15 protein-coding genes and 1 riboswitch are annotated in these 16,995 nt (G+C 40.7%); all 15 genes read left to right on the top strand.

What is annotated here, in order from left to right; genetic code table 11:
* Positions 1–159: 159 nt before the first annotated feature.
* The 15 genes from C7E02_RS03425 to gltX all read left to right on the top strand — a co-directional run bounded on the left by C7E02_RS03425 (position 160) and on the right by gltX (position 16,987).
* Positions 160–1,524, top strand: a complete 1,365-nt coding sequence (locus C7E02_RS03425) for an alanine/glycine:cation symporter family protein (protein WP_005342122.1) — start codon at positions 160–162, stop codon at positions 1,522–1,524.
* A 312-nt stretch (positions 1,525–1,836) separates the two neighbouring features.
* A complete protein-coding gene (locus C7E02_RS03420; RefSeq protein WP_105308792.1) occupies positions 1,837–3,207 on the top strand; it encodes an alanine/glycine:cation symporter family protein in 1,371 nt (456 codons plus the stop codon).
* Positions 3,208–3,576: 369 nt separating this feature from the next.
* Positions 3,577–3,691: riboswitch (glycine riboswitch) on the top strand.
* Between the two features lie 188 nt (positions 3,692–3,879).
* Positions 3,880–4,272, top strand: a complete 393-nt coding sequence (locus C7E02_RS03415; protein WP_005331254.1) for a GrdX family protein — start codon at positions 3,880–3,882, stop codon at positions 4,270–4,272.
* Positions 4,273–4,361: 89 nt separating this feature from the next.
* The gene (locus C7E02_RS03410) at positions 4,362–5,630 is read left to right on the top strand and encodes a glycine/sarcosine/betaine reductase component B subunit (RefSeq protein ID WP_105309002.1); all 1,269 of its coding nucleotides are present in this window, start codon (positions 4,362–4,364) and stop codon (positions 5,628–5,630) included.
* A 19-nt stretch (positions 5,631–5,649) separates the two neighbouring features.
* Positions 5,650–6,960 (top strand): glycine reductase complex selenoprotein B, encoded by a 1,311-nt coding sequence (gene grdB, locus C7E02_RS03405; protein ID WP_081445654.1) that lies wholly within the window; start codon positions 5,650–5,652, stop codon positions 6,958–6,960.
* Positions 6,961–7,061: 101 nt separating this feature from the next.
* The gene (trxB, locus tag C7E02_RS03400; protein WP_005331246.1) at positions 7,062–8,000 is read left to right on the top strand and encodes a thioredoxin-disulfide reductase; all 939 of its coding nucleotides are present in this window, start codon (positions 7,062–7,064) and stop codon (positions 7,998–8,000) included.
* A gap of 48 nt (positions 8,001–8,048) precedes the next feature.
* Positions 8,049–8,366, top strand: coding sequence for a thioredoxin TrxA (gene trxA, locus C7E02_RS03395; protein ID WP_005331244.1), 318 nt, complete (start codon positions 8,049–8,051; stop codon positions 8,364–8,366).
* 74 nt (positions 8,367–8,440) lie between these two features.
* Positions 8,441–8,914, top strand: a complete 474-nt coding sequence (gene grdA / locus C7E02_RS03390) for a glycine/sarcosine/betaine reductase complex selenoprotein A (protein ID WP_081445653.1) — start codon at positions 8,441–8,443, stop codon at positions 8,912–8,914.
* Between the two features lie 113 nt (positions 8,915–9,027).
* Positions 9,028–10,566: a glycine/sarcosine/betaine reductase complex component C subunit beta gene (grdC, locus tag C7E02_RS03385; RefSeq protein WP_105308791.1), complete on the top strand. Its 1,539-nt coding sequence runs from the start codon at positions 9,028–9,030 to the stop codon at positions 10,564–10,566.
* A 12-nt stretch (positions 10,567–10,578) separates the two neighbouring features.
* Positions 10,579–11,730, top strand: a complete 1,152-nt coding sequence (gene grdD, locus C7E02_RS03380) for a glycine/sarcosine/betaine reductase complex component C subunit alpha (RefSeq protein ID WP_005331233.1) — start codon at positions 10,579–10,581, stop codon at positions 11,728–11,730.
* Positions 11,731–11,914: 184 nt separating this feature from the next.
* A complete protein-coding gene (locus tag C7E02_RS03375) occupies positions 11,915–12,778 on the top strand; it encodes a hypothetical protein (RefSeq protein WP_105308790.1) in 864 nt (287 codons plus the stop codon).
* A gap of 253 nt (positions 12,779–13,031) precedes the next feature.
* Positions 13,032–14,264, top strand: a complete 1,233-nt coding sequence (locus C7E02_RS03370; RefSeq protein ID WP_022279305.1) for a GNAT family N-acetyltransferase — start codon at positions 13,032–13,034, stop codon at positions 14,262–14,264.
* Positions 14,261–14,743, top strand: a complete 483-nt coding sequence (locus C7E02_RS03365; RefSeq protein ID WP_022279306.1) for a threonine/serine exporter family protein — start codon at positions 14,261–14,263, stop codon at positions 14,741–14,743. The genes C7E02_RS03370 and C7E02_RS03365 overlap by 4 nt, the downstream gene beginning before the upstream one ends.
* Before the next feature lie 38 nt (positions 14,744–14,781).
* A complete protein-coding gene (locus C7E02_RS03360) occupies positions 14,782–15,525 on the top strand; it encodes an SIR2 family NAD-dependent protein deacylase (protein WP_105308789.1) in 744 nt (247 codons plus the stop codon).
* A 4-nt stretch (positions 15,526–15,529) separates the two neighbouring features.
* A complete protein-coding gene (gene gltX, locus C7E02_RS03355; RefSeq protein WP_005336823.1) occupies positions 15,530–16,987 on the top strand; it encodes a glutamate--tRNA ligase in 1,458 nt (485 codons plus the stop codon).
* Positions 16,988–16,995 lie beyond the last annotated feature (8 nt).

Here is a 16,995-nt window from a genome sequence, read left to right as displayed (position 1 = left end):
ATTGTCAAAATTAATCACTGTTTATATTAAAATTGGTTGCAAATTTTATGTTAATAAATTATAATTCTTAGTAAAGAAAGTTAGCAAGTTACAAACAACTTCGCAAAACTTCAAAATGTAACGAATGATGTCTATCTAAAGTGAAAAGGGGGAAACTATATGGAGACATTAAATAACATTGTATTGACAATTCAGAATTACATGTCAAATTACATTTTGGTAATTGCACTTCTTGGAGCAGGACTTTGGTTCTCAATCAGACTTGGTTTTATCCAGGTTCGGGGATTTGGCGAAAGTATGAGAAGAACCTTTGGTGGTCTGTTTAGTAAAAAAGGCGCAGCTGGAAAAGATGGAATGTCATCATTCCAGGCATTGGCAACAGCTATTGCGGCTCAGGTAGGAACTGGTAATATCGCCGGAGCAGCTACCGCACTTGCAATCGGTGGTGCCGGAGCGATTTTCTGGATGTGGATCGCAGCATTCCTTGGAATGGCAACCATTTATGCAGAAGCACTTATGGCACAGAAGTACAAGACAGTTGGTGCAGATGGTCAGGTAACAGGAGGACCGGTATACTACATCAGAGCAGCGTTCAAAGGAACATTCGGAAAAGTACTTGCAGCACTTTTTGCAATCTTAATCACATTAGCACTTGGATTTATGGGTAACGCAGTTCAGTCTAACTCTATCGCAGCAGCTTTCCATACAGCATTTGGTATTCCACAGTGGATTATGGGAGTTGTTGTAGCAGTAATTGCACTCTTTGTATTTGCAGGTGGTATTGAGCGTATCGCGAAAGTTACAGAAACAATCGTACCGCTTATGGCAGCACTTTATATCGTAGGTGCATTGATCGTTATTATTTACAATTACAAGAATATTCCTTATGCATTTGCATCTATCTTTGTAGGAGCATTTGCACCACAGTCTGTAGTCGGTGGAGCAGCCGGTGCAACTGTTAAGTTAGCTCTTACAAAAGGTGTAGCAAGAGGATTGTTCTCTAATGAAGCTGGTATGGGATCTACGCCGCATGCTCATGCAGTGGCAAAAGTTAATCATCCGGTAGAACAGGGATATGTAGCTATGGCAGGTGTATTTATTGATACATTTATCGTATTGAACCTGACAGCATTAGTTATCCTGACAACGAAGTCTATTCCAAGTGGAAAGACAGGAGCAGAACTTAGCCAGTATGCGTTCTCTACATTATATGGAAAAGGCGGAAATGTATTCATTGCAATTTGCATGTTCTTCTTCGCGTTTTCAACCATTATCGGATGGTACTTCTTTGGTCAGGCAAATATAAAATATCTGTTTGGCCCAAAAGCAGTGAAGATTTACTCTGTATTAGCAGCGTGCTGCGTATTCCTTGGATCACTTGCAGAAGTTGATCTTGTTTGGAATATGGCAGATTGCTTCAACTCCTTGATGGTAATCCCGAATATCCTTGCATTGTTTGCATTGAGTAAGGTGATCAGTCAGGTACATAAAGATTACTTCACCAACTTTAACAAAGCAAAATAAACTAATTAATAGAAAAAACATAAGCTAAGATAGTGTTAAGAAAAGAAGCCCGGCAGAATTAAAACTGCCGGGCTTCTTTAGCGTTAAAAACTGGTTGGCTAATTAAAAAAATAATGCATATATATTCAGAAAATAGCAATTAATGCATTACAATAAAAGCATATATATAAGAAAATACTAAAATAAACAAAAAATAATCATTGTTTACAGAAAATTCTGTTGAAAAAAAGATTTGTTTCGGTTATACTAAAACTCGAGAAGCACGAATACATTATTACAAATGTCTTTCGAAAAGGAAAAGGGGGTCGTTTTATGGAGACATTAAATAACATTGTATTGACGATTCAGAATTACATGTCAAACTACGTACTGATTATTGCACTGTTAGGTGCGGGCCTTTGGTTCTCGTTCAGACTTGGGTTTATCCAGGTAAGAGGATTTGGCGAAGGAATGAAAAGAACTTTTGGCGGTCTGTTCAGTAAGAAAGGAGAAGCCGGAGCGGATGGAATGTCATCATTCCAGGCATTGGCAACAGCAATTGCAGCACAGGTAGGAACCGGTAATATTGCCGGAGCAGCAACAGCACTTGCAATTGGAGGACCTGGAGCAATCTTCTGGATGTGGATCGCGGCATTCCTTGGAATGGCAACTATCTATGCAGAAGCGATTATGGCACAGAAGTATAAGACAGTCGGAGCAGACGGTCAGGTCACAGGAGGACCGGTTTACTACATAAGAGCAGCATTTAAGGGAACATTTGGAAAAGTCCTTGCTGGAATTTTTGCAGTACTGATTACACTGGCACTTGGGTTTATGGGTAATGCCGTACAATCTAACTCTATTGCAGCATCTTTCCATACAGCGTTTGGTATTCCACAGTGGATTATGGGTCTTGTAGTAGCAGTAATCGCAATTTTTGTATTCATGGGTGGTATGAAACGAATTGCAAAAGTTACGGAGACAATTGTTCCGTTTATGGCAGCATTATATATTGTCGGTTCGTTAATCGTAATTATTTACAACTATAAAAACATTCCTTATGCATTTGCATCTATTTTTATCGGAGCATTTTCACCAAGTTCTGTAGTTGGTGGTGCAGCCGGTGCAACTGTAAAACTTGCTCTTACAAAAGGTGTTGCGAGAGGATTGTTCTCTAACGAAGCTGGTATGGGATCTACACCACATGCACATGCTGTAGCGAAAGTGAATCATCCGGTAGAGCAGGGATTTGTAGCTATGACAGGTGTATTTATTGATACATTTATAGTATTGAACCTAACAGCACTTGTAATATTGACAACAAAATCTATTCCAACTGGAAAAACGGGAGCTGAATTAAGCCAGTATGCATTCTCTACATTATACGGAAAAGGTGGAGATATCTTCGTAGCCATCTGTATGTTCTTCTTCGCATTTTCTACTATTATAGGATGGTATTTCTTTGGTCAGGCCAATATCAAATATTTGTTTGGACCAAAAGCAGTGAAAATCTATTCTGTAGTTGCAGCGGCTTGCGTGTTCCTTGGATCACTTGCAGAAGTTGATCTTGTATGGAATATGGCAGATTGTTTCAATTCTTTGATGGTAGTACCAAATATTCTTGCATTATTTGCGCTGAGTAAAGTAATCAGCCAGGTGCATGAAGATTACTTTAAAAACTTTAAAAAGAAAAATAATTCATAGATGGCGTCAATAAATAATTGAATAATTGATAGTAGAATCAGTAAACTCCAGTTGCAAATAAACTGGAGTTTACTGTGATAAAGCGTTGAATTAAGGGATGCTAATAAATAAAAGTAGAACATCTTATAATAAAAAGGTAAAATTGTTTGTGAACTAATAGAATATTGTGAAAAATTGAATATATTATTTATAGACAAAACAAATGCAATGGCAATTGTGACCAAAAAGGGACATTGCGAAATGTGCATACTGACTAAAAAAAGAAAGTTATGGCAAAAGGGTTGCAAATAAATTAACAATACGTTATTATAGATACAGGCAATGGGAGATATTCATTGTCTCTATAAAAAATAAAAGTGAATAGCGGGATGATCTTTCTTAAGAGAGAGTCTTTACTAAAGAAGACCGCCGAAGAGGCAAGCCAAGGTATGTTGGTGGACATACCAGGGGTGAAACTTTCAGGCAAAAGGACTGAGAAAGGGACTGCGTTCTGAATCTTGTGTTGAAAAGAAAAGCTATCTAAGAAGGACGGTCAAGACAAAAGACAGAAAGGCGATGCGCACACAATATTGGTGTTGCATCGCCTTTTTTAATCCTACCGGATAGCTGGGAAGAATGACACAATACTTATTTCATCTATGTAAGAAATCAAAAATGGAAGGTGGATAAAAAATGAAGAAAGATTACATTATAATAACGAACAATCCATTAGTTCCACAGATGCTTGATGAAGAGCACGAAGTGGATTATAGTGAGATTTCTTATGAGGATGTATTGGGGAAAGTTAGAGACAGGATACACGAAGGACATTTGCTTTTATCACATCCATTATCTGGAAGCGTGAAGCCGAATGAAACACCATATAAGTCGGTTATGATCTCACGTAAAGCCGGAAAACTGGATGAGAGGTCACTGTCAATTATAGAAGGAGCCATAAGATCCTGTGCAAAGTTTGAGTTCAAGTCAGAAAAGTACAGAGAATTCATGCCAGAGACGTTCAAAGACTTCCAGTTAATTGACTGGACCCTGTTACAAAGCGCTATTTCATCCGCAGATGTGTGGTAGGTCGAGTAGCGAGAGGTTGTTAAAGCATTTAGCTTACACAATAATATCAAAATTCTTGAAGGAGGGAACCATAAGTGAGAAGATTGGAAATGGGACACATTTACATTAAGGATATCCAGTTCGCAGCAGAGTCTAAGATCGAAGATGGAATTCTTTATGTAAACAAAGAAGCTGTAGAGGCTGTTGCTCTTGAGGATGAGCACATTAAGAGCGTATCATTTGATATTGCTAGACCAGGTGAGTCAGTGAGAATCACACCGGTTAAAGACGTTATCGAGCCACGTGTAAAGGTTGAAGGAAGAGGAGGAGTCTTCCCGGGAGTAATCAACAAAGTAGATACAGTTGGTGAAGGAAAAACTTATGCATTAAAAGGAATGGCTGTTGTTACGGCTGGTAAGATCGTTGGATTCCAGGAAGGTATCATCGATATGACAGGTGTTGGAGCACAGTATACACCGTTCTCAAAAACATTAAATCTTGTTATGGTATGTGAGCCAGTTGATAACATCAAACAGCATGATTATGAGAAAGCTGTTCGTTTCGCTGGATTCAGAGTTGCTGTATATCTTGGGGAATTAGCACGTAATCTTACACCAGATGAGACAAAGGTTTATGAGACATACGGGGTTATGGAAGGAAAAGAAAAATTCCCAGATCTTCCGAGAGTTGCTTATGTACAGATGTTACAGAGCCAGGGACTTCTTCATGACACATATGTATACGGAGTAGATGCTAAGAAGACACTTTCTACTCTGATGACACCAACAGAGATCATGGACGGAGCTATCGTATCTGGTAACTGTGTATCTGCTTGTGATAAAAACCCAACATATGTTCACGAGAATAACCCGGTTATTCACGATTTATTCGAGGAGCATGGTAAAACTATTAACTTTGTTTGCCACATCCTTACAAATGAGAACGTTTACCTTGCAGACAAGATGCGTTCTTCTGACTGGACAGCAAAACTTTGCCGTTTCTTAGACCTGGATGCTGTAATCGTATCTCAGGAGGGATTCGGTAACCCAGATACAGACCTTATCATGAATACAAAGAAAATTGAGGCTGAAGGCGTTAAGACTGTTATCATTACAGATGAGTATGCTGGACGTGATGGAAAATCTCAGTCACTTGCTGACTCTGATCCGGCTGCAGATGCTGTAGTAACAGGCGGAAATGCTAATGAGCTGATTCACCTTCCAAAACTTGATAAAGTTATCGGAACTTTAGACTATGTTAATGTTATCGCTGGTGCCAGCGACAAGACTCTTCAGGAGGACGGATCTCTTGAAGTTGAGATTCAGGTTATGACTGGCGCAACAAACGAGACAGGATTCAACGTACTGAGTGCACGATAGAAAGGGAGGACGAATCATAATGAGTAAAATTAGAGTTGTACATTATATCAACCAGTTCTTCGCTAATATCGGTGGAGAAGAAAAAGCAGATTACCCTGCAGAGCTTCGCGTAGGAGAGGTCGTAGGACCAGGACTCGCTCTTGCTCAGAAATTTGGAGATGAAGCTGAGATCGTTGCTACAATCGTATGTGGTGACTCTTACTTCAACGAGAATCTTGAAAAAGCTAAAGCTGAGATTCTTGAGATGGTTAAAGGACAGAATGCTGATCTGTTCATCGCTGGACCTGCATTCAACGCAGGACGTTACGGAGTTGCTTGCGGAACAGTTTGCGATATGATCAAAGAGGAGCTTGGAATCCCGGTAGTTACAGGAATGTACGTTGAGAATCCAGGTGCTGATATGTTCAAAGACAAAGTATACATTGTTCCTACAAAGAACAGTGCAGCTGGTATGAGAGATGCAATTGGAAAATTAGCTCCACTTGCTATGAAACTTGCTAAAGGTGAGAAGATTGGTGCTTCTTGCGAAGACAACTACATGCCAAACGGTATCCGTGTAAACTTATTCGAGGAGAAACGTGGATCAAAACGTGCTGTTGAGATGCTTCTTAAGAAGATTGCTGGTAAGCCATTCGTAACAGAGTTCCCAATGCCGACATTCGACAAGGTTGCTCCACAGCCGGCTATCAAAGATCTTAGCAAAGCTACAATCGCTCTGTGTACATCCGGTGGTATTGTTCCGAAGGGTAATCCAGATCACATCGAGTCATCTAATGCTACAAGATATGGTGAGTATGACATTACAGGTGTTAACGATCTGACAGAGGAGACATACGAGACAGCTCATGGTGGATACGATCCGGTATACGCTAACGAGGATGCTGACCGTGTACTTCCAGTAGATGTTATGCGTGAGTTCGAGCGTGAGGGTGTTATTGGAAAACTTCACAATAAATTCTATACAACAGTTGGTAACGGAACAGCCGTATTATCAGCTAAAGCATTCGCTGATGAGTATGCTCAGAAGCTGATCGCTGATGGTGTTGATGCAGTTATCATGACCTCCACTTGAGGTACCTGTACACGTTGCGGTGCAACGATGGTAAAAGCTATTGAAGCTGCAGGACTTCCAGTAGTTCATATGTGTACTGTAACTCCAATTTCTATGACAGTTGGAGCTAACAGAATCGTTCCTACAATCGCTATTCCACATCCACTTGGAAATCCGGAGCTGGATAAAGATGAGGAGTACGCACTTCGTAAATCCTTAGTTAAGAAAGCTCTTGAAGCTCTTACAACAGAGGTTGATAAACAGACAATTTTTGAGTAAAATTGTGCATTTTATAAAAAATATGCGTTTCATTTTTGAAAACTATGTGCTATATTGTATGTAGCGTTATAGAATAAAAATGAAAAAAGGAGAATTTCGTTATGAGCAAAATTTATGACGTAATTGTCCTGGGTGCAGGTCCTGCTGGATTAGCAGCAGGACTGTACGCAGGAAGAAGTCGCTTGTCAGTTCTTATCGTTGAGAAAGGACAGGATGGCGGACAGATTTCAATCACAGATGAGATTGAAAACTATCCTGGACAGATTGTAGATCAGCCGGAGTCAGGTCCGTCTCTGATTGCACGTATGACAGAGCAGGCTAAGAAGTTTGGGGCTGAGCGTGTATCCGACACAATCAAAGAAGTTTCACTTGAGGGAGATGTAAAAGTCCTCAAAGGTGAAAAAGGTGAGTATCAGGCAAAGAATATTATCATTGCTACAGGTGCTCATGCAAGACCAATCGGCTGCAAGGGTGAGGCAGAGTTCCTTGGAAGAGGAGTTTCTTACTGCGCTACTTGTGACGCTAACTTCTTCGAGGATTTTGAGGTATATGTAGTAGGTGGTGGAGATTCCGCTGTTGAAGAAGCTATGTACCTTACAAAATTCGCTAGAAAAGTTACAATCATTCACAGACGTGATGAGCTGCGTGCAGCAAAATCCATTCAGGAGAAAGCTTTCAAAAACGACAAACTTCACTTTATGTGGGATACAGTTGTTGAGGAAGTTGGAGGAGATGGAATCCTTTCCTGGATGACAGTTAAGAATGTGAAAACTGGAGAAGTTACTAAGATTGAAGCTGACGAAGACGACGGAATGTTCGGAGTATTCGGATTCATCGGTACTATTCCTAATTCTGACATCTTCAAAGGAAGTGTTGAGATGGATGAAAGAGGATATATTCCAACTGATGCGGACATGCATACAAATATCCCAGGCGTATACGCTGCTGGTGATGTACGCGTGAAGAGCCTGAGACAGGTTGTTACTGCTGCAGCTGACGGAGCGATCGCTGCAGTTATGGTAGAGAGAAGCATGGCGTAGAGTATATATTCTATTTCATAAATAAGACTTAAAAGGAGGATCAGACCAATGATAGAAGTAGATAAGAATACGTTCCAGACAGAGGTTCTGGAAGCTGAAGGATATGTATTCGTTGACTTTTTCGGTGACGGATGTGTTCCTTGTGCAGCACTTATGCCAAAGGTACATGAGTTCGCTGACACATATGGAGATAAACTTAAGTTTACATCTCTGAATACAACAAAGGCTCGTCGTCTGGCAATCGGCCAGAAGATTCTTGGCCTTCCGGTTATGGCAATCTACAAAGATGGAGAAAAAGTAGATGAGCTTGTAAAAGATGATTGTACACCGGAGACAATCGAAGCGATGATCAAGAAATACATCTAATAATTAGGTGAGTTCTTTGTCATATATATTTAAATAAACATGTTTTTTACCAAAAGAAAGGAGAAAGCATAATTATGGCTATTTTAGAGGGAAAAAAAGCAATAATTATCGGAGACCGTGATGGAATTCCGGGACCAGCTATCGCTGAGTGCGTAAAAACTGCTGGTGCTGAAGTAGTATTTTCATCTACGGAGTGTTTCGTCTGAACGAGCGCAGGCGCAATGGACTTAGAGAATCAGAAAAGAGTAAAGGATTTCGCTGATGAATACGGCGCAGAGAACTTAGTAGTAGTTCTTGGTGCTGCAGAAGGTGAAGCTGCAGGTCTTGCAGCTGAGACTGTAACAGCAGGAGATCCGACATTCGCAGGTCCATTGACAGGGGTCCAGCTTGGACTCACAGTATATCACGTTTGCGAGCCTGAAATGAAGGCAGAGTTTGACGAAGCTGTTTATGATGAGCAGGTAAGCATGATGGAGATGGTACTCGACGTTGACGATATCGTTAGCGAGATGAGCGCTATCCGTGACGAATACTGCAAATATCTGTAAGATATGTCAGAGGGTCAGACCCCGGGTAAGCCCGAAAGGGTCCGACCCTCTTTTTCTATTCTTCTATTTATGGGGAAATAGAGAAGCAAACTTAGGAAAGGTGGAAAACTGTAATGAATAGTGTAATTAAAGGAGCAAGTTATGTCTTAGCACATACTCCTGACATGGTTTTATATAATGGAACAACTCAGACAACAGAGAGAATCGTAAATCCAGATTCAGAGTACTTAAAAGAGGTACCAGAGCATCTTCGTACATATGAGGATTGTGTAGCTTACTGGCCAAACCAGACATACATCGGAAATGTACATCCGGATGAGCTGGCACAGGTAGAGGCTCCATGGTATGACAAGAAGATGGAGAATGCAAGCCGTTATGGAAAATACGGTGAGATCATGCCTGAGGAAGAGTTCTTATTCCTGGTACAGATCAGTGACCAGTTTGAAGTTGTAAAACTGGAGAAGAACTTCGTAGAGAAGTACAAAGGCCAGTTTGCAGCAAACCCAATCATTACAGAAGATATTTCATCCCAGATTGAAGACGGTGTAGAGCTTTCTGAAATCGAGGGATATGTAAATGATGAGCACGCAGAGGCACTTTACTTCAACCACGAGCTGGTTGGATGTGTAAAACGTGCACATGATATCGATCAGAACTTAAGCGCACACGTAATGCACGAGAACTTAATGAGTAAAGCAACAAGTGTACTTGCTCTTCTTTATGCAGTACGTAACGCAGGAAGCGAAAAAGCAGATGTAGAGTATGTTATTGACTGTGCAGAGGAAGCATGTGGAGACATGAACCAGAGAGGCGGCGGTAACTTTGCAAAAGCTGCAGCAGAGGTTGCAGGACTTGTAAGCGCATCAGGATCAGACGCAAGAGGATTCTGTGCAGCACCGACCCATGCACTGATCGAGGCAGCAGCATTAGTAAAATCCGGAGCATACAAGTGTGTAGCAGTAACAGCCGGAGGTTGTACAGCAAAACTTGGAATGAACGGAAAAGACCACATCAAGAAAGGTCTTCCAATCCTTGAGGACTGCCTTGGCGGCTTCTGTGTAATCCTTGCAGAGAACGATGGAGTAAATCCGGAGATCGACCTTAGCATGCTTGGACGCCACAGTGTAGGAACAGGTTCCGCACCACAGAACGTAATCGGAAGTCTGGTAGCAGATCCGCTTGACAGAGCAGGAATGAAGATCACAGACATCGATAAATTCTCACCAGAGATGCAGAATCCGGATATCACAAAACCGGCAGGAGCAGGAGATGTACCGCTTGCTAACTACAAGATGATCGCAGCCCTTGCAGTTAAGAGAGGAGAGCTCGACCGTAAAGAGATCGGAGAGTTCCCGGCAAAACACGGACTTACAGGATGGGCACCGACACAGGGACATATCCCATCAGGAGTACCATATGTAGGATTCGCAAGAGAGGACATTCTGGAAGGAAAGATCAAAAATGCAATGATCATCGGAAAAGGAAGTCTGTTCCTTGGAAGAATGACAAACCTGTTCGATGGAGTATCTTTCGTGATCCATGGAAATACAAAGGCACAGGAAGAAGCTGCAGCCGGAGTATCTGAGGACGAAGTAAAGGGACTCATCGCTAAGGCAATGAAAGAATTCGCTGCTACTCTGATAGCAGAGTAAGGGGTGGTAAAGATGGCAAATGTAGAAAAGATGATCGCAGAAACATTCCTGGAGATGGCACAGGGTCTTGAGAGCGGAAGCTATGGAAAGAGACCAAAGATCGCATTAACCGGAATGGGAAGCGAACATGGAGAAGAGAATGCCATGGAAGCAGCCCTGATGGCAGCAAAAGATGGCGTTGATGTATATTATATCGGATCACTTGAGGCAGAGGGAGTTACAACTGTAAAAGTTGCAGATGACGAAGAAGGCCACAAGAAGATGGAAGAGATGCTTGCAAATGGAGAAGTAGACGGAGCAGTTACCATGCACTTCCCATTCCCGATCGGAGTATCTACAGTAGGACGAGTAGTGACACCGGCAAAGGGAAGAGAGATGTTCGTAGCAAATACAACAGGAACATCCAGTGCAGATCGTATCGAAGGTATGATCAAGAACACAATCTACGGAATCATTGCAGCAAAAACATGTGGAATTGCTAATCCGACAGTCGGAATCCTGAATGTAGACGGAGCACGTCAGACAGAGAAAGCTCTCAAAGAGCTTCAGGAGAACGGATATGATATCACATTCGCAGAGTCTGCAAGAGCAGACGGCGGATGCGTCATGAGAGGAAATGACGTACTTCAGGGAACACCGGATATCATGGTAACAGATTCCCTGACAGGAAACATCATGGTAAAAATGCTTTCATCCGCAGCAACAGGCGGAAGCTTTGAAGCAACTGGATACGGATACGGACCAGGAATCGGCGAAGGATATGAGCAGTTAGTCATGATCGTATCAAGAGCCAGCGGAGCACCTGTTATTGCAGGAGCGATCCGTTATGCAGCACAGCTTGTAAGAAACAAAGTATTTGAGGTAGCAAAAGCAGAATTTGCAGCAGCAAAGAAAGCAGGCTTAAAAGAGATCCTGGATGCAAGAAAAGCAGCAGCAAAACCGGCTGCAGCAGAGGAGGATGTAAAAGAGCCGCCGAAGGAGATCGTAACAGCACAGATCGCAGGAATCGAAGTAATGGATCTTGAGGATGCCGTAAAAGCATTATGGAAGATCAATATTTATGCAGAGAGCGGAATGGGTTGTACAGGACCGATCATTCGTGTATCAGATGCAAACCTTGAGAAAGCTCATGAAGAGCTTAAGAAAGCCGGATACATTAACTAATTACAGTTAATTTTAAGGTGTATATGAAATAAAAGAAAGTGGTGATTTGTCAACATGTAAAATGTGGCGAGTTGCCACTTTCTTTTTGTGTACAAATTTATAAATTTGTTTTATAATGGACAAAATAAAGACATGTTTGGGGACAGTTCTATCAGAAACAGGATGAGAAAGAGAGGAATAGAATATGGAAAATATTCTAAAGAAAAGTTCCGGAAGGGCGGAGAGATTTGTGTTGGCATATGCAATCGTGGTTGTGATGGTGTTTGGAGTACTTAATCCGTTGACTTATGTTACAGATTTTAACACTGCTCAGGAAATCAGTGGAATGGGAAAAGTCGTGAATATGGATACAAAAACATTACCATATGGAAATGTGTGTTCAAGTGAATTGAGACAAAAGATTTCGATGTTGACAATGGAAAAGAATATTCTTGGGAGTTTAAGTGTAAGAAGAAATTATGCGGATTTATGTGGAATGAAAAACAGAGAAATAAAGCATACTGTTGTGGCAAAGAATATAGCATGTACAGGAAAATCAGTTAGCAGAGAAACCATGATGGATTATTCGGATATAACGGTTGCTAATCAGAATATATCAGTTCCGATTCCGGATAAAGGGGATGATTCTGATCTGGTATCGGGAATCATAGAACAGCCAATTGTCTATCCGATTACAGATAATGAGAATGTCCTAGAAGAACCGGTCTATATAGAAATTTCCGGAATGAAGATCGACTCAGAAGGGTATGTGACAGAAATCTTAAGTGGTGCACCAGATGGAGTATTAGCATTTCCAACAGATATAAGATGTAAAGGAATCCGTTCAGATGCATTTGAGCGTTCAGACAGTTCTCTGAAGAGTGAGACAGAAGAAGTCTATATTCCAGCAAATATTGTGCATATGGATGACGGACTTTTTGACTGTTTGGAAAATGTGGATTTCATACAAGTTGCAAATGGAAATCCGGCATATTATAGTGAGTTTGGCATTTTATATCATGCAGATGGAAGCCTTGCATGTATGCCACAGGCAAGAATTTGTAAATAACCGGAAAGCATATGTTGATATGCCAGGTTGTTCGTGAAAAAATACATGATATAAAATTGTATATAGAAAAAACAACTATCTATTTTATTAATCCAGTGATATAATAGCGTCAGTATACAGAACATTTTTGGAAGAGTATATTGGCGCTGTTTACTTATAACAGATTATTGTAACTGACGGATTCTCTGACAGATATAATAGGGAATTTGTAAAACAAACAGGAACTATAAAGAATATTAAGGAGAGAAGGCCTATGGAGATCAGACAGATTACGGAAGATAAAGATAATTATCTTGAAATGCTCCTGATTGCAGATCCGCAGGAGAATATGATCCGGCGCTATCTGGATAAAAGTGATATGTTTGTGCTGGAAGATGCCGGTGAAGTGCTGACAATCGGTGTTGTGGAACATATGAAAAACAAACGATGTGAATTGAAGAATCTGGTCACTGCACAGGAATATCGAAGACAGGGATATGGGACTTATATGGTCAATTATCTTTCTGAATATTACAGTGTGACCTGTGATGTTATGTATGTCGGTACAGGGAACAATTCGAATACGCTTGATTTTTATAAACAATGTGGGTTTGTTAATTCACATATCGTTGCAAATTTTTTTGTAGATCATTATGAGAAACCGATTTATGAAAATGGAATACAATTGACCGATATGATTTATCTAAAAAAGAATCTGGATGTGGTATTAGATGTGAAACGTGTCGTTGATATGGCTATGCATGCGGGAAGGATACTTTTGAAAAACGGAGGTGAAATCTTTCGTGTAGAAGAGACGATTAAGAGAATATGTGGACGTTTTCATGTGAATCATGTTGATATTTTTTCTATGAGCCATGGTATTTTTGTAAGTGCAGAGAATGAGAATGGCGAAGCTTATACAAAAGTGAATCATGTACCACTTTCTTCTTCTCATCTGGGAATTGTAGCAGAGGTCAATGAGCTTTCCAGAGAAATCTCAGCGGGACGTGTGAAACTGGAAGAAGCAGAAGAGAGACTGAAAAAGATTGAGAAGATTCCACCGAAGAAACGGTGGTTTCAATGTATGGCGGCGGGGCTTGCCAGTGGAACATTTGCGTTGATGTTAGGGTCAAGTGTTCCGGAAGCCGTGGCTGCATTTTTAATTGGTTTTTTATCATATGTGTGGGTGCTGTTTGCCGGAAAGCACAACCTTTCAAAAATTATTGTAAATATTGTCGGAGGCGTGATCATGACGGTGCTGGCACTTGCATTTATGCATATACCGTTTCTGCCGATATTGAAATTGGATGGTATGATGGTTGGAGCAATTATGCCGATGATCCCGGGAGTGGCATTTGTCAATGCAATCCGTGATATTGCAGATACAGACTTTCTGTCAGGGCTTGTACGGATGATCGATGCACTGCTTGTATTCGTATATATTGCCATTGGAGTCGGAGTGACTCTTAGCATTTATAATACGATGATGGGAGGAATTTTACGATGATCACAACAACAATTCTTGCAATCGTAGAATCATTTTTGGCGACATTGGCATATGCAGTTCTTTTCAATGTACCGAAGCAATATTATACAGCATGTGGAATTACCGGTATGGCAGGGTGGCTTTTGTATCTGGCAATGTGTCAGGTGACAACTGTGGCATTGGCGTCCTTTGTAGGAACATTGGCAGTAGTATTGATTTCCAGGATTTTCACGGTACGGAAAAAATGCCCGATTACGATATTTTTGGTTTCCGGAATTATTCCACTTGTTCCGGGAGCCGGAATATATTATACAGCATATTACCTTGTGACAGGTCAGATGTCACTGGCAGCTGTGAAGGGATTAGAGGCAGTGAAAATTGCATTTGCCATTGTACTGGGAATTATTTTTGTTGTATCAATTCCAAGAGATGCATTCCAGATTCGTTACTGGAGAGCAAAGAGAAAGCGGAAAAGGTTGAAGAACCATGGGAATATGTGATAAAATAGTTCGAGGACTTGAGAATAGGAGGTATTTTTATGGTTGGAAAAGATCTTTTGAAGATTCTAAAGGAAAGTAAATATACAACTGTACTCAGTGGATTTGAGATGTTACAGGAGAATGGATATCCGGCTATCCGCGATGGAGAAGAATCCTATGACATTGAACAAAAGTATGGCTACTCAGTAGATGAGATGTTCACCAGTGCATTTTATTCGACCAGAAAACCACAGTTTTTTGAATTTTATCGTAATGAACTGTTAAGCGCCCTTGATATACCGCCAGGAAAAGGATATCTGGAGATGGCAGAGCTGGAGGAAAAAGGACTTTTTCAGACAATTATCACAAGACGTATTTTTGGTCTGCCGGAGAGGGCAGGATGTAAGAATGTGATTAATCTGCATGGCAGTGTTTATGAGAATTACTGTCCGCACTGTGGAAAAAAATATCCGGTGGAATATATCCGTGAGGCAAAGAGAGTTCCTCTTTGTACGGAATGTAATGCACCGATTCGTCCAGGTGTGTGTCTGATGGGGGAGAAGGTAGACAACAAAGTGATCACAAAAGCAGCCGATGAAGTCCAAAAAGCGGATGTTCTGCTTGTTCTTGGAACGAACCTGAAGACATATCTGTGTACACAGCTTATCAATTATTATGAAGGAGATAAGCTGATCGTGGTCAATCCGGAAGCACATTTTTCAGATAAATATGCAGATATTCTCGTTTCAGAGCGGGTGGATATTACATTAGAGAAAATATTAAAAGAATTAGGAGAAGTATAGAGAAATGAGTAAAGTAAGAACAAGATTTGCACCAAGTCCTACAGGAAGAATGCATGTGGGGAATTTGCGTACAGCACTGTATGCATATCTGATCGCAAAGCATGAAGACGGGGATTTTATGCTTCGTATTGAGGACACAGACCAGGAACGTTATGTGGAAGGAGCAGTTGATATTATTTATCGTACGATGCAGGAGACAGGCCTGATTCACGATGAAGGACCAGATAAAGATATGGGACATGGTCCGTATGTTCAGAGTGAGCGTAATGCTTCCGGCTTATATCTGGAATATGCAAAACAGCTGATTGACAAAGGAGCAGCTTACTATTGTTTCTGTGACAAAGAAAGACTGGATTCCTTAAAGAGCAAAGTATCAGAAGAAGGGACAGAAATTGTAGCATACGATAAACACTGTCTTGGCCTTAGCAAAGAAGAAGTTGAGGCAAATCTTGCAGCAGGAAAACCTTATGTTATCCGCTTCAATATGCCGACAGAGGGAACCACAACATTTCATGATGAGATTTATGGAGATATTACTGTAGAGAATAAAGAATTGGAAGATTTGATCCTTATCAAATCCGATGGATATCCGACATACAATTTTGCAAATGTCGTAGATGATCATCTGATGGAGATTACACATGTCGTGCGTGGTAACGAGTATCTTTCCTCTTCACCAAAGTATAATAAGATTTACGAAGCATTTGGCTGGAAAGTACCGATTTATGTACATTGTCCGCTGATTACAGACGAGAATCATAAGAAGTTAAGTAAGAGAAGTGGTCATTCATCTTATGAAGACCTGATTGAGCAGGGGTTTGTGACAGAGGCAGTTATTAACTATGTTGCACTTCTTGGATGGTGTCCGGAAGGAAACCAGGAGATATTTTCTCTGGAAGAACTTGTAAAAGAGTTTGATTACCATAATATGAGCAAATCACCGGCAGTATTTGACATTCAGAAATTAAAATGGATGAATGGCGAGTATTTGAAAGCTATGGATTTTGATAAGTTTTTTGAGAGAGCTGAAAAATATATCAAAGAAGTTGTTACAAAAGATTATGATCTTAAGAAGATTGCAGCACTTGTTAAGACAAGAATTGAAATCTTCCCGGATATCAAAGAGCAGATTGACTTCTTTGAAGAGCTCCCAGAATATGATACAGCAATGTATTGCCATAAGAAAATGAAGACAAATGAAGAAAAGGCTTTGGAAGTGTTAAAAGAGATATATCCACTTCTTGAGAAACAGGATGATTTCAGCAATGATGCTTTGTTTGAAGTCCTGAAATCTTATGTAGACGAAAAAGGTTTCAAAACAGGTTATGTTATGTGGCCAATCCGTACTGCTGTGTCTGGTAAGCAGAGTACACCGGGTGGAGCAACGGAGATCATGGAGATTCTCGGAAAAGAAGAGTCTCTTAAGAGAATTCAGAAAGGTATTGAATTACTGGAAAGATAAGGGGAGTC

It is taken from the genome of Dorea sp. Marseille-P4042 (genome assembly GCF_900290215.1).
Lineage (GTDB): Bacteria > Bacillota > Clostridia > Lachnospirales > Lachnospiraceae > Dorea > Dorea formicigenerans.
This window is presented reverse-complemented; position numbering and strand designations above follow the sequence as displayed.